Origin of the sequence: Amycolatopsis sp. NPDC051371 (assembly GCF_040682155.1) — a bacterium.
Taxonomy (GTDB): domain Bacteria; phylum Actinomycetota; class Actinomycetes; order Mycobacteriales; family Pseudonocardiaceae; genus Amycolatopsis.
Genome location: NZ_JBFBAG010000035.1, coordinates 19105 through 31504 on the forward strand (window position 1 = coordinate 19105; position 12400 = coordinate 31504).

The window sequence follows — 12400 nt, forward strand, 5'->3', positions numbered from 1 at the left end:
GTCCCACCTGGGCGGCTCACGCGTCACCTGGGTGAGGCAACCGGGACAACGCGGCGGCGACGAGCGTCTCGATGCCGGTGCGCAACGTCGGGTGCAGCACCGGGGCGAAGCGCGGCGAGTGGTTGGACGGGATGTCACGCTCGAACCGGCCCTCCGTCATCGCCGTGATCACCGTCTCCGCGTCGAGGCCGCCGACCAGCCAGAACACCGACGGGACGCCGGCCGCGCGGCCGAACTCGCTGAAGTCCTCGCTGCCGGTGACCAGCGGCGCCGGCATCACCGCTTCGGCGCCGAAGTGGCCGCGGAAGACCTCGGTGAGCGCGTCGTTGGCCGCTTCGTCGTTCTCGGTGATCGGGTAGGAGCCGGACCGGACGATCTCGGGCGGCTTCGGCGCGCCGGCCGTTGCGGCCTCGCCGTTGACGATCCGTTCCACCGCGGCGAGCACGCGCTCGCGGACGGCCTGGTCGAAGGACCGGACGTTCACCTCGAGCACGGCGTCGTCGGCGATGACGTTGCTCGCGGTGCCCACGTGCAGCGAACCCACGGTGACCACCGCCGAGTCGGTGGCGGCGATCTCGCGCGAGACGATCGTCTGCAGCTTGAGCACCACGGACGCGGCCAGCACGGCCGGGTCGACGGTCGTCTCCGGGCGCGAGCCGTGGCCGCCGCGGCCGTGCAGGGTGACGCGCAGGGTGTCGGTCGCGGCCATGATCACGCCGGGCCGGGTGAGCACCCAGCCGGCCGGGCCGGGCACCAGGTGCTGGCCGAACACGACGTCGGGCGTCCCGGCGAGGTCGAAGAGGCCGTCGCGGACCATCCGGACGGCGCCGCCCGCGCCCTCCTCCCCCGGCTGGAAGACCACCTGCAGCGTGCCGGACCAGGTGTCGCGGCCCTTCGCGAGCAGCGCCGCGGCACCGGAGAGCCAGGTGGCGTGCATGTCGTGCCCGCACGCGTGCATGACCGGGACGTCCTTGCCGTGCTCGTCGGTGCCGCGGGCGGTGCTCGCGTACGACAGCCCGGTCTTCTCCTCTACCGGCAGCGCGTCGATGTCGGCGCGCAGCAGCACCGTCGGGCCCTCGCCGTTGCGCAGCACGCCCAGCACCCCGGTGCCGGCGATGCCGGTGTGCACCTCGTAGCCGTCACGCTCCAGCCGCCGGGCCAGCTCGGCCGCCGTCCGGGTTTCGGCGAAGGACAGCTCGGGGTGCCGGTGGAGGTCGATGTACAGCGCTTCGAGCTCGGGCAGCGCCGCGTCGAGCGGGGCGAGGACGCGTTCAAGGGTCACGGGGGCCATCGTGGCAGCATTACCCACCGTGAGCACGCGAAGCGTACTGCCCGACCTGTCCGACGACGTCTGCGCGCGGCTGCGCGAGGCCTTCCGGCGCACCTCCTACGACGCCGACGGCGTGGTGGCCGCCCTCGGCGGGGCCGCGCACTCGGCGCTGGGCCGCGGCGAGCCGGTGCCGGCCGAACGCGCGACCCGGGACGCGGGCGACCTGGGCACGCTGATCCGGCTGTTCCTGCTGGGCGGGACCGAACCGGAGACCGCGATCAAGGCCGCCTTCGCACCGCTCTCCCCCGAAGACGCGGTCGCCGCGGGGGTGCTGGCGCCGGTGTCCGAGGGCTATCGCGCCGCCCTCGACATCCGGCCGCACGGCGACGACGACGGCTCCTGGTGGGTCGTGTCCGACCTCGACGCCGACGTGCTGGGCCGGACCGTGCCCGAGGACCACGTGCTCGGCGTCGGCCACGCGTCGCTGTCGCTGATCCGCGCGACCAGCCGCCGCCCGGTGGGCACCCTGCTCGACCTGGGCACCGGCAACGGCGTCCAGGCGCTGCACGCGAGCCGGCACGCCCAGCGCGTCACCGCCACGGACGTCTCTTCGCGGGCCCTGGCGCTGGCCTCGGCGACGTTCCGGCTGAACGAGCTGGACGTCGAGCTCGTGCGCGGCGAGTGGTTCGCGCCGGTCGCGCGGCGGAAGTTCGACCAGGTCGTCTGCAACCCGCCATTCGTGGTCGGCCCGGCCCGCGTCGACTACACCTACCGCGACTCCGGGCTGGCCGGCGACGATGCGAGTGCGCTGGTCATCCGGCAGCTGCCGGGCTTCCTCAACGACGGCGGTGTCGGCCAGCTGCTCGCCTCCTGGCTGCACACCTCCGGCGAGGACTGGGCCGACCGGGTGAGCCGCTGGCTGCCCGCCGAGACCGACGCCTGGTTCGTCCAGCGCGACGTCGCCGACCCGGCGCTCTACGTCGGCACCTGGCTGCGGGACGCGGGCCTCGACCCGCGCTCGCCGGAGGGCCGGGCGAAGGCGGCGGCGTGGCTCGACTGGTTCGCCGCCCACGACGTCCAGGGCATCGGCTTCGGCTTCGTCACGCTGCGGCGCGCGGCCGGGCGCACCCCGACCGTGGTGTGCGAGGACCTCCGGCAGGCTTACGACGACCCGCTGGGCCCGGAGGCGGCCGGCTGGCTGGACCGCGTGGAATGGCTGCGGGAATCGGGAGATTCCTTACTCGATGTCCGTTTTGTGGTCCCCGACACGGTTTTGCTGGAAAGCATCGAGGAACCCGGCGACGAGGGCTGGGCGACGACCGTCCGGCGGCTGCACCGCACCGACGGACCGGGCTGGCAGCACGAGGTCGACGACCTGGCGGCCCGGCTGCTGGCCGGCTGCCGCGGCGCGCTGCCCCTGGAGGACCTGATCGAGCTCCTCGCGGCCGCACAGGGCCTGGAGGCTTCGGAGCTGGCGGCCGCCGCGCTGCCCGTCGTCCGCGAGCTCGTCCGGCACGGGATGCTCGTCCCGGCGAGCCGGTGAGGGCGGTCGCGGCCCGCGTCACGCGGGCGGACGTGACGGTCGACGGCGAGGTCGTCGGCGCGATCGCCGAACCGGGTTTGCTTGTGCTGCTGGGAATCCACGTGGACGACGACGCGGCGAAGGCCGCCGTGATGGCGCGCAAATTGCACGAGCTACGCGTGTTGCGTGACGAGGAATCATGCGCCACCGTGAATGCGCCGTTGCTCGTGGTGAGCCAGTTCACGCTCTACGGCGAGACGAAGAAAGGGCGCCGGCCGTCGTGGACGCAGGCCGCGCGGCCGGAGGTCGCGGAGCCGTTGGTGGACGCCGTCGTGGCCGAGTTGCGCGGCCGCGGCGCCACCGTCGCGACGGGCCGTTTCGGGGCGATGATGGCAGTCTCGAGCGTGAACGACGGTCCGTTCACCGTTCTCGTAGAGGTCTAGACCACTCCGGCACGGTTCACATCCTGACCGGATTCACATGGGATTCTCAGGTTCTCCGGTCACGGACCGTTCTCAGCAAAAGCTCAGCAATGGTGGAGCAACCGGAGAGCGCCGGCAGCCGTCTCCTTTTCAGGCGAGCCGGGAACGTTTTGGAAACCCGGAGCGTTGTGCCAGATGTCCAGCCAAGCCGGCCGGACCGGCGTACCGGGTTCCACAGGCCCCGGTCCGCGGGTACGCACCCGGTGGGACGACCGCAGCAACACGTTCAGCCCGTGACCGGGGAGGCAGAATGTCAGTCCAGACTCTCGAACGCGAGTCGCGCGGGATTCGCGAGCGCATCCCGGCTCAGGTGTCCGATGAGCCGGCCATGAGCGTGGGGGCGCTCACCGATGCCGACCTCGACGCCCAGAGCCCCGCCGCCGACCTCGTGCGGGTCTACCTCAACGGTATCGGCAAGACGGCGCTGCTGTCCGCGGCCGACGAGGTGGAGCTCGCCAAGCGCATCGAAGCCGGCGTCTTCGCCCAGCACATGCTGGACACCGGGGAGAACCTCACGCCGAAGCGCCGCAAGGAGATGTCGGCCCTGGTCCGCGACGGGCACGTGGCCAAGAACCACCTGCTGGAGGCCAACCTCCGCCTGGTGGTTTCGCTCGCCAAGCGCTACACCGGCCGGGGGATGCCGCTGCTCGACCTGATCCAGGAGGGGAACCTGGGTCTGATCCGCGCGGTGGAGAAGTTCGACTACTCCAAGGGGTTCAAGTTCTCGACCTACGCCACCTGGTGGATCCGCCAGGCCATCACCAGGGGGATGGCCGACCAGGGGCGCACGATCCGGCTCCCGGTCCACCTGGTGGAACAGGTGAACAAGCTGGCCCGCATCAAGCGCGACCTGCACCAGCAGCTCGGGCGCGACGCGACGCACGAGGAGCTGGCGGCCGAGTCGGGCATCCCGGCGCACAAGATCTCGGACCTGCTCGACCACTCGCGTGACCCGGTAAGCCTGGACATGCCGGTCGGCGCCGAGGAGGACGCCCCGCTGGGCGACTTCATCGAGGACTCCGAGGCGACGGACGCCGAGAGCGCCGTCATCTCGAGCCTGCTCCAGGACGACCTGCGCCGGGTCCTCTCGACGCTGGACGACCGCGAGCAGCAGGTCATCCGGCTGCGCTACGGCCTCGACGACGGCCAGCCCCGCACGCTCGACCAGATCGGCAAGCACTTCGGGCTGTCCCGCGAGCGGGTCCGCCAGATCGAGCGCGAGGTCATGTCGAAGCTCCGCCAGGGCGAGCGCGCGGACCGGCTCCGCGCCTACGCCAGCTGATCGTTCCTTCCGGAAGGGGCGGGTGCACGTGCACCCGCCCCTTCCGCACGTCCACGACCAGCACTTCCGCGTTTCGCGTGGCGGTGATGGAAAATTCTCCACGAAAAAGGTGTTTCGTGGTCACCGGGCCGGGGTAGCAACCCCTCGCCGGCAACCCGTTCGGCCGCGTTGACTTATGACCTTCGTCACGCCACATTCGTGGAGCGGCTTGCGACACCGGCACCGACCACGCGATCGGGTGTGCACGCACCCGGCCGCTCTCCCCGGGAGGTCGGGTCCGTCGGGGTGGACCCGGCCTCCCGACCATTTCGTCCGGCGGGGTCGGCTCGCGTACTTGAGCCGGGGCGCTTGTGCCCGGAGGGTCAGTTCGCGTACCTGGGCAGTCGGCTCACCTACCCAGCCAGTCGGCTCGCGTACCTGGGCGGTCGGCTCACCTACCCAGCCAGTCGGCTTGCACACCTGGGCAGTCGGCTCGCGTGCCCAGGTGGTCGGCTCGCGTGCTTGAGCAGTCGGCTCGCGTGCTTGGGCCGAGGCGCATGTGCCCAGAGGGTCGGCTCGCACACCCCAGCCAGTCGGCTCGCGCACCTGGGCAGTCGGCTCGCACACCCCAGCCAGCCGGCTCGCGCACCTAGGCAGTCGGCTCACCTACCCAGCCAGTCGGCTCGCGCAAAGCCGCCTTGTCCACAGCCCGGCCGTGATGTGGACAAAGCAGCCCGGCAGCCGCCGTTTCCGGCTTTCCGTCGGACACCCCCGATACGCTGGAAGCGGGGCCGGACCCCCGGAGAGGGCGAGGGCTGCTCTCTGCCCGCCCGGCGCGCGTGGGGTGGCCCACAGTGACCGCATGCCTCTTCGGTGTGGCCCTCCGCGCTGCGTAGGGTGGACCGATCCCGGAGCTGGCAAAGGAGCCTGGCAGTGCCGTCCACCACCACGTTTCAGCACACCGAAGTCCTCCCCCTCGGCAAGGACACCACCACCGAGTACCGGCTGGTCACCGACGAGGGCGTCGAGACCGTCGAAGCCGCCGGGCGGAAGTTCCTCAAGGTCGACCCCGCCGCGCTGACCACCCTCGCGCGCACCGCCATCACCGACATCCAGCACCTGTTGCGCACGTCACACCTGCGGCAGCTGCGCGCCATCGTCGACGACCCCGAGGCCAGCGGCAACGACCGCTTCGTCGCCATGGACCTGCTGCGCAACGCCGCCATCTCCGCCGGTGGCGTCCTCCCCATGTGCCAGGACACCGGGACCGCCATCGTCATCGGCAAGCGCGGCGAAGGCGTCCTCACCGGCGGCGACGACGAGCGTGCGCTCTCGCAGGGCATCTTCGACGCCTACCAGCAGCTGAACCTGCGTTATTCGCAGATGGCGCCCGTCAACTTCTGGGACGAGCGCAACACCGGCACGAACCTGCCCGCCCAGATCGAGCTTTATCACAAGGACGGCCAGGACGACCCGGCCTACGAGTTCCTCTTCATGGCCAAGGGCGGCGGCAGCGCCAACAAGACTTTCCTCTACCAGGAAACGAAAGCCGTCCTGAACCCGAAGCGGCTCGCGCGCTTCCTCGACGAAAAGCTGCGCAGCCTCGGCACCGCGGCCTGCCCGCCCTACCACCTCGCGATCGTCGTCGGCGGCATGTCCGCCGAGTTCAACCTGAAGGTCGCGAAGCTCGCCTCCGCGCGCTACCTCGACAACCTCCCGGCCGAGGGTTCCGAGCTGGGTCACGCCTTCCGCGACCAGGACCTCGAGCAGCAGGTCCTCGAGATGACCCGGCAGTTCGGCATCGGCGCGCAGTTCGGCGGCAAGTACTTCTGCCACGACGTCCGCGTCATCCGGCTTCCCCGCCACGGCGCGAGCTGCCCCGTCGGCATCGCCGTGAGCTGCTCCGCCGACCGCCAGGCCAAAGCCAAGATCACCGCGGACGGCGTCTTCATCGAGCAGCTCGAGCGCGACCCGGCCCAGTTCCTGCCCGACGTCACCGAAGAGGACCTCTCCGACGACGTCGTGAGCGTCGACCTCAACCGGCCGATGGCGGAGATCCGCGCCCAGCTCTCGCAACTGCCCGTCAAGACGCGGCTTTCGCTCACCGGGCCGCTGGTCGTCGCCCGCGACATCGCGCACGCGAAGATCGCCGAGCGCCTCGACGCCGGCGAGGAAATGCCCGGCTACCTGAAGAACCACCCGGTCTACTACGCCGGCCCCGCGAAGACGCCGGAGGGCTACGCGTCCGGCTCGTTCGGGCCGACGACGGCCGGGCGGATGGACTCCTACGTCGAGCAGTTCCAGGCCGCCGGCGGCTCACTCGTCATGCTGGCCAAGGGAAACCGGTCGAAGCAGGTCACCGACGCGTGCCAGGCGCACGGCGGGTTCTACCTCGGCTCGATCGGCGGCCCGGCCGCGCGGCTCGCGCAGGACTGCATCAAGAAGGTCGACGTCCTCGAGTACGCCGAGCTCGGCATGGAAGCCGTCTGGAAGATCGAGGTCGAGGACTTCCCGGCGTTCATCGTCATCGACGACAAGGGAAACGACTTCTTCGCCAGCACCGGCGACCCGGTGCTGCAGATCAGTTTCCGTTAGTACACAAGGGAAGGGGACACCGGCCCGCCGCCGGTGCCCCCTTTCTTCCCTGCTCCCTCAGCCGACGCGCTCGATCCGCGCGCGCCGGATGAGGAACTTTCCGGGCTCCCGAACCTGTTCGAAGGCCGCGTTGTTGAGCAGCGTGCAGCTGCCCGACACCGAGGTCACCTCGACCGTCGTGGACTTCGAGTTGTCCAGGTTGGTCACCTTCAGCTTCGTCCCCGCCGGGAACTGGTTGCTCGACGCGGCCGGTGCGCCGGCCTCGCCCGAGAGCGTGACGGTGGAACCGGCGCACACGACGTCGCCGGTCGCGCCCTGATCACCGGTGTTCGCCCCGGCCTGGTTCTGGTTCTGCTGCGCGGGCGCCTCCTGCGCCGGGGCCTGTGCGGCCGGAGCCTGCTGGGCCGGAGCTTGCGCGGCCTGGCCGTTGCCCGCCGCGACGTTCGCCGTGCAGCCCGCGACCTGCCGCCGCTGCTGGATCAGGTCGACCACCGCCTGCCGGTTGGCGATCCGCGCGGCCGACTGCGCGTCCGGGTTCGCCCGCTGGCCCGCGATGAAGGTCAGGTTGTTCTGCAGGGCGGTGTCGAGCCCGCCACAGTTCTCCTTCGGCGCTTCGGCCGCGTTGCCCGCAGGACTGCTCAGCGCGATGGCGGCCGCGGTGATGCCGGAAACACCCAGCAACGCGGCCAGACCGACGGTCGCCTGCTTGCGGTGCCGACCACTGCTCAACCGGGGCATGGGCCCCTCCTCTCTGATCGCCACCTCACTCATGGATACGGCTCGGTAACAGCGGCGGTTCAACGAGATTTCGAAGTCTTTTCGACGACTTCGAAGACGGAGAGGTCACAGTGGTCCGGACCACCGGCGCACCAGGTGGCGCTCAGCAGGGGATTACGTGGAGGTCAGACAACCGGGGCGTCGTCGTGGTCCGGACCACCCACGCGCGCCGCGGTCGCGAGCGCCCAGCGGCCCGTCGTCACCAGCCCCAGCGCGAACACCAGCACGCCGCAGCCCGCGACGATCGCCCACACCGCCCGGCCCGTTCCCGGTGGCGTCCCGGCGCTGCCCGCCACGACCGCGCCGACCACCGCCACGCCCAGGGCCGTCCCCACCTGGCGGCTCGTCGACGCCACCGCCGCCGCCAGGCCCGCCTGCTCGCGCGGCATCCCGGACACCGCCGCGTTCGTGATCGGCGCGTTGAGCACGCCGTAGCCGACGCCGAAGCAAACGTAGCCCGCCACCACCAGCAAAATCGGCGTCTCCGGACCGATTCCGGACAGCACGACGCCAGACGCGGCGATCCCCGCCCCGGCCACCAGGAGCGGCAGCCGCGGCCCGCGGGCGTTCACCATCCGGCCCGACAACGGCGCGCCCACGACCGTCAGCGCCGCCATCGGCAACGTCAGCAAACCCGCGTGCAGCGCCGAAAACCCGCGCGCCTCCTGCAGGTACAACGTGTTGAGGAACAGGAATCCCGACAGCGCCGCGAACCCGGTGACCGCCGTGAGCGTCGCGCCCGAGAACGGCACGCTGCGGAAGAACCTCAGCTCCAGCAAGGGATCCCGGCGTCGTCGCTCGTACGGCAGCAGCACCGCCAGCGCCACCGCGCCGACCGCGAAGCAGCCCACCATCAGCGCGCCCGAACCACGGCCTTCGATGATCCCGTACGTCACCGACGCCAGCACGACGATCACCAGCAGCTGCCCCACCGGGTCGAGGCGGCGCGGGCGCGGGGCGCGGGACTCCGGGACGAACAGCGCCGTCAGCACGATCGCGGCGATGCCGACCGGGACGTTGATCCAGAAGATCGAGCGCCAGCCGGCCCAGCCGACGAGCACGCCGCCGACCACCGGGCCCACGGCCAGGCTCAGCCCGTTCACCGCCGCCCAGACGCCGATCGCGCGGACCCGGTCGCGGGGCTCGGTGAAGACGTTGGCGACGATGGACAGCGCGACCGGGTTGAGCATCGAGCCGCCGATCGCCTGCAGCGCGCGGAAGGCGACCAGCAGACCGATGTTCGGCGCGATCCCGCACAGCAGCGAGCCGAGGCTGAAGAGCGCGAGCCCGGTCTGGAACGTCCGGCGCCGGCCGACCCGGTCCGCGGTCGAGCCGGACAACATCAGCAGGCTGGCCAGCACGAGCGTGTACGCGTCGATCGTCCACTGCAGACCGGAGACCGACGCGCCCAGCTCGTGGCGGATCGACGGCAGCGCGAGGTTCACGATCGTGTTGTCGAGCCCGACGATGAACAGGCTCAGGCAGCAGGTGGCCAGGACCACCCGCCGTCGCACCGGCTGCGGCACCGCACTCCCAAACTAGTTGCACGGACAATATTAAGCACTGTACAACTAATTGGGGTGAGGCCTTCGTCAGGCCGGGAACAGCTCCTCGAGCCGCGCGAGGGTCTTCTCGATGCCCTCGGCGTTCTTGCGCGGGAACGGGCTGAGGCTGATGGCCAGCGGGAACTTCGCCGTCGACCAGTCGAACGTCTCGGTGACCTCGGTGCGGCCGCCGTCGACGGGTTCGAGGCGCCAGCGCCAGCGGTGCCCGTTGAAGTGGCGCCAGGCGATGAGCCGGCCCTCTTCGAACTCGACGACGGTGTTGAGGATCTTGTACGACGCGCCCATCTTCATGTCCATGCCGAACTTCGCGCCGAGCGCGAGCCGGTCCGGACCGCCGGACTGGGCGGCCCGGACCGTGCCGGATCCGTCGATGAGCGGGTGCTGGGCCGGATCGGCCAGGAGCCCGAAGATCTTCTCCGGGGTCGTGGCGACGATCGCGGTGCGTGAGACCTGGCGGCTTCCCATCACCCGAGCCTAGGCCAGGGTGATCACTTCGGCGGCGTGGTCTTCAGCACGACCGTGCGCTGGTCGAGCGGCGAGGCCAGGGCGACCGAGATCACCGGGAACCGGATGTCCATCGTGCACATCCGGCCGGTCTGCGCCTTGGTCTCGCTCAGGTTGACGACGACGTGGTCGCCCGCCTGCTCGGTCGCCTCGCCGAGCGCGTGGCCGCAGCCGCCTTCCTGGGCGCGGATGTTGAGGATGGTGCCGCCGTTGGCCGTCCACACCTCGTGCGGGTAATTGGCGGGCAGCGCCGCGGTATCGACCTTGGCCGGCGGCACCGGAGTGCTGCCTTCGGGCACGGTCAGCCGCGGTTTGCCCGGCGGGTTCGCCGACGGCGGCGCGGGCAGCACCGACTCACTCGGCGACGTCGACACGCTGCCGGTGGGAACCTCGGAGGTCCCCCCGGCGGCGGGCTGGCTGATGGGCACGTTCTGGCCGGCGCACGCCGTCGCCATCAGCAGGATCGCGCCTGTCCCGGCCGCCTTCGCTAAGTACCTCATGCCCCCGAAGACGGAACGGGGGCGGTGCGGGGTTGCACGGAAGATCGATCCGGTCGCGGAACGTGGGGCCCTGGTGGCTCACCCGGAGGTCGTGACATGGTCTGGGAGGGCGGCCCCGGGCATCCCGGCGCGGCCCTCCCAGCGTCCCTGAGGCGGTCAGCCCTGGCGGAGCACCACCGTCCGGCTCCCGAGCGGCGCCGCCAGCGCCAGCGGGATACGGGTCTCCTTGATGTAGTCCGGGCACATCTGGCCCTTCTGCGGGGCCGTCACGGTCATCAGCACCACCACCTGCTGCGCCGTCTGGTCGCCGACGCGGGCCGAGATGCGGCGGCAGCCGCCTTCCTCGGCCTGGAGGATCAGCGTTCGGCCGTCCGTGGCGCGGAACAGGCTGCGCGGGTACCCCTCGGGCACGCCCCGCGCGTCGACCTGGGTCTCGGCGATCACGTCGTCGCCCGGGGCGATGCCCTGCGTCGGGCGGCCGACCGTCTGGGACGGCGGCGGCGGGGCCGCCGGTGAACTGGACACCGGCGACAAAGAGGGCGAAGCCGACGTCTCTGAACTACTCGCGGCCGGAGCCCCCGCGCCGCTCTGACCGGCCCCACAGGCCGTCGCCGCGAGCAGCAGCAGGCCCGTCCCCAGCAGTTTCACCGTCGTGCGCATACCTGCCAGACGGAGCAGGGCCCCATCCGGTTGCATCCCGTCCCCTCAAAGCCGCCCGGCGGCGACGAACACGCACACCGCGAAGATCAGCGCGTTGACCCCGACGTTCCGCCACTCCGCCGGCTTGGGCCCGACGACCGCCAGCCGGCCGTGCATCGCCATCGCGCCCACCATCACCACCGCCAGCCCGGCCGCCGCCCAGCCCGTCAGCACCGGCGCCACCCCCAGCAGCACCGGCAGGATCAGCCCCACCACCGCGAACAGCTCGCAGATCGCGGTGAACCGCACCACCGGCAGCGGGTACGCCGCCGCCCCCGTCTGGCCGGTTTCGAGCATCCGCTGCCGCGACATAGTCGACTTGAGCGCACCCGACAGGGCGAAGATCGCGGCCAGCAGCACCTGACCGACCCACAGAGCGATGTTCATGACGTCCTCCCGTTCGATTGCCGCGGGAGGAACGAGGACGCCGCGAAGAACGTGACAGTCAGGCGCGGCCGAGGCGGGTCATGAAGCTGAGCCGGTCGCCTCGGTACAACGACCGCACCCGCTCGAACGGCGCGCCGTCCGGACCCCACGAAATGCGGTGCACGAGCAGCATCGGCAGGGCCGGGTTGGTGCCGACGAGCAGGGCTTCGCGCGGGGTGGCCAGCACCGTCTCGACGCGCTCCTCGGCGCCGTCGAACACCACGCCGAGCTGCTCTCGCAGGCACGCGTGCAGCGACTGCCCGGGGTCGAACACCTCCAGCAGCGTCGGGAACCGCTCGGCGAGGAGATATGTCGACTCCAGGCCGACGCGCTCCTCGTCGGCGAGCAGCACCCGCTCGAGGTGGATCACCTCGGCGTCCGACGTGACCTGCAGGTCGGCGGCCAGCGCGCTGCCGGCCAGGCGCCGCTCCAGCGTGATCACCGTGCGGCCCGGCCGGATGCCCTGCCGCCGCAGCCCGTCGGTGTAGCTCCCCAGGGCCAGCGGCTGCACCAGCTTCGGGCCGGCGACGAACGTGCCGCTCCCCTGCCGCCGGCTGAGCCTGCCCTCGAGCACCAGCTCGCTCACCGCCTGCCGTACGGTCGCCCTCGACACTTCGAAACGCTCGCACAGTTCCCGTTCCGTGGGCAGCACCGATCCTTCGCCGAGTTCCGCGATCACCGCCAGCAGTTCGACCTTGACCGCGTAGTAACGCGGGACACGGCCGTGCTCGGGAATCCCGTCGAGAACGGGACCGTCGGCGGACAAGCGGGAATAGCGCGAAGGGGCAGTCACGGAATC

12 protein-coding genes are annotated in these 12400 nt (G+C 71.2%); 4 read left to right on the forward strand and 8 right to left on the reverse strand.

Annotation, left to right across the window (positions count from 1 at the left end; genetic code table 11):
• Nucleotides 1-16: 16 nt before the first annotated feature.
• The gene (locus tag AB0M59_RS35355) at nt 17-1282 is read right to left on the reverse strand and encodes an amidohydrolase (protein WP_364624142.1); all 1266 of its coding nucleotides are present in this window, start codon (nt 1280-1282) and stop codon (nt 17-19) included.
• Between the two features lie 28 nt (nt 1283-1310).
• On the opposite strand from AB0M59_RS35355, the gene AB0M59_RS35360 reads away from it, so the two are divergent.
• The 4 genes from AB0M59_RS35360 to AB0M59_RS35375 all read left to right on the forward strand — a co-directional run bounded on the left by AB0M59_RS35360 (nt 1311) and on the right by AB0M59_RS35375 (nt 7130).
• Complete coding sequence (locus AB0M59_RS35360; RefSeq protein WP_364624144.1) at nt 1311-2813, forward strand: class I SAM-dependent methyltransferase; 1503 nt, start codon at nt 1311-1313, stop codon at nt 2811-2813.
• On the forward strand, nt 2810-3235 hold the full coding sequence (gene dtd, locus AB0M59_RS35365; RefSeq protein WP_364624146.1) for a D-aminoacyl-tRNA deacylase: 426 nt from the start codon (nt 2810-2812) through the stop codon (nt 3233-3235). The genes AB0M59_RS35360 and dtd overlap by 4 nt, the downstream gene beginning before the upstream one ends.
• A gap of 289 nt (nt 3236-3524) precedes the next feature.
• On the forward strand, nt 3525-4556 hold the full coding sequence (locus AB0M59_RS35370; protein ID WP_364624148.1) for a sigma-70 family RNA polymerase sigma factor: 1032 nt from the start codon (nt 3525-3527) through the stop codon (nt 4554-4556).
• 912 nt (nt 4557-5468) lie between these two features.
• Complete coding sequence (locus AB0M59_RS35375; protein ID WP_364624150.1) at nt 5469-7130, forward strand: fumarate hydratase; 1662 nt, start codon at nt 5469-5471, stop codon at nt 7128-7130.
• Between the two features lie 57 nt (nt 7131-7187).
• Here AB0M59_RS35375 and AB0M59_RS35380 read toward each other — a convergent pair whose 3' ends face one another.
• From AB0M59_RS35380 to AB0M59_RS35410, 7 genes are all read right to left on the reverse strand, one after another.
• Complete coding sequence (locus AB0M59_RS35380) at nt 7188-7868, reverse strand: hypothetical protein (protein ID WP_364624152.1); 681 nt, start codon at nt 7866-7868, stop codon at nt 7188-7190.
• A gap of 164 nt (nt 7869-8032) precedes the next feature.
• On the reverse strand, nt 8033-9433 hold the full coding sequence (locus AB0M59_RS35385) for a DHA2 family efflux MFS transporter permease subunit (protein ID WP_364624154.1): 1401 nt from the start codon (nt 9431-9433) through the stop codon (nt 8033-8035).
• A 66-nt stretch (nt 9434-9499) separates the two neighbouring features.
• Nucleotides 9500-9937 carry an SRPBCC family protein gene (locus AB0M59_RS35390; protein ID WP_364624156.1) on the reverse strand — a complete coding sequence of 146 codons (438 nt, stop codon included), beginning with the start codon at nt 9935-9937 and terminating at the stop codon, nt 9500-9502.
• A gap of 23 nt (nt 9938-9960) precedes the next feature.
• Nucleotides 9961-10476 (reverse strand): hypothetical protein, encoded by a 516-nt coding sequence (locus tag AB0M59_RS35395; RefSeq protein WP_364624158.1) that lies wholly within the window; start codon nt 10474-10476, stop codon nt 9961-9963.
• A 156-nt stretch (nt 10477-10632) separates the two neighbouring features.
• A complete protein-coding gene (locus AB0M59_RS35400; RefSeq protein ID WP_364624160.1) occupies nt 10633-11136 on the reverse strand; it encodes a hypothetical protein in 504 nt (167 codons plus the stop codon).
• A gap of 45 nt (nt 11137-11181) precedes the next feature.
• The gene (locus AB0M59_RS35405; protein WP_364624162.1) at nt 11182-11562 is read right to left on the reverse strand and encodes a DoxX family protein; all 381 of its coding nucleotides are present in this window, start codon (nt 11560-11562) and stop codon (nt 11182-11184) included.
• A gap of 58 nt (nt 11563-11620) precedes the next feature.
• Complete coding sequence (locus AB0M59_RS35410; protein WP_364624164.1) at nt 11621-12394, reverse strand: GntR family transcriptional regulator; 774 nt, start codon at nt 12392-12394, stop codon at nt 11621-11623.
• Nucleotides 12395-12400 lie beyond the last annotated feature (6 nt).

Coding starts and splice junctions, on each gene's coding strand:
- AB0M59_RS35370 (WP_364624148.1), top strand. CDS start 3,525: ATGTCAGTCCAGACTCTCGAACGCGAGTCGCGCGGGATTCGCGAGCGC.
- AB0M59_RS35380 (WP_364624152.1), bottom strand. CDS start 7,868: ATGCCCCGGTTGAGCAGTGGTCGGCACCGCAAGCAGGCGACCGTCGGT.
- AB0M59_RS35390 (WP_364624156.1), bottom strand. CDS start 9,937: ATGGGAAGCCGCCAGGTCTCACGCACCGCGATCGTCGCCACGACCCCG.
- AB0M59_RS35395 (WP_364624158.1), bottom strand. CDS start 10,476: ATGAGGTACTTAGCGAAGGCGGCCGGGACAGGCGCGATCCTGCTGATG.
- AB0M59_RS35400 (WP_364624160.1), bottom strand. CDS start 11,136: ATGCGCACGACGGTGAAACTGCTGGGGACGGGCCTGCTGCTGCTCGCG.
- AB0M59_RS35405 (WP_364624162.1), bottom strand. CDS start 11,562: ATGAACATCGCTCTGTGGGTCGGTCAGGTGCTGCTGGCCGCGATCTTC.